Source organism: Vibrio sp. 1069 (assembly GCF_033340555.1).
Genome location: NZ_JAWOWP010000735.1, coordinates 1 through 565, shown reverse-complemented (window position 1 = coordinate 565; position 565 = coordinate 1). Strand labels below are relative to the sequence as shown.

1 pseudogene is annotated in these 565 nt (G+C 48.1%); it reads right to left on the bottom strand.

What is annotated here, in order from left to right:
* Positions 1-565 (bottom strand): annotated as a pseudogene (locus R7040_RS28750) (DUF3612 domain-containing protein); the annotation flags it as partial.

Below are 565 nucleotides of genomic sequence, written 5' to 3'. Positions count from 1 at the left end.
CTCGCCAAGCTTGTAGAATGTCTTGCGAATTGAGCTCAGAGTTCGACACGGGACTGTCCATTTGTTCCCAGTTATTCTGATGTCCGATGGAGAGCACGTTATTCATCGCGTCGCTGCTGTGCAATACGCGGTGGCCAATGTATACCGATAAGTCGTATTTTAAACGGGTAGGGTAGTCGCGCATCCGTTTGTTGAGATAAATGGTGCCCGGTGGTTCCATGAATGACGTAATCAATTGTTTGGCGTTTACGCCCAATTCATCGATGACATCTTGAGGCGCTCGGTCAACCCAGCGGATATCCAAGCCCATACTTTTGGCAATGTCGATCAAATCCTCAACCGACAAATTAAGGCGCTTCAATCCCACTTCTTCGGCGGCACGTTCTAAATCAGGAAAATGGTTTTGATGGTTCTCTTGGTGCGCGCGGATCAGCAAGTGAGCAAATTGACGACCTGTGATCCCGGTTTGAGACAGCATTTCTGGAATAGCAATCTGAAGAATGTCATTGGAAAACAGGAAGCTCGGTTCTAGCGCCATGCCATTAATTCCGCCTCGATTCCCTTT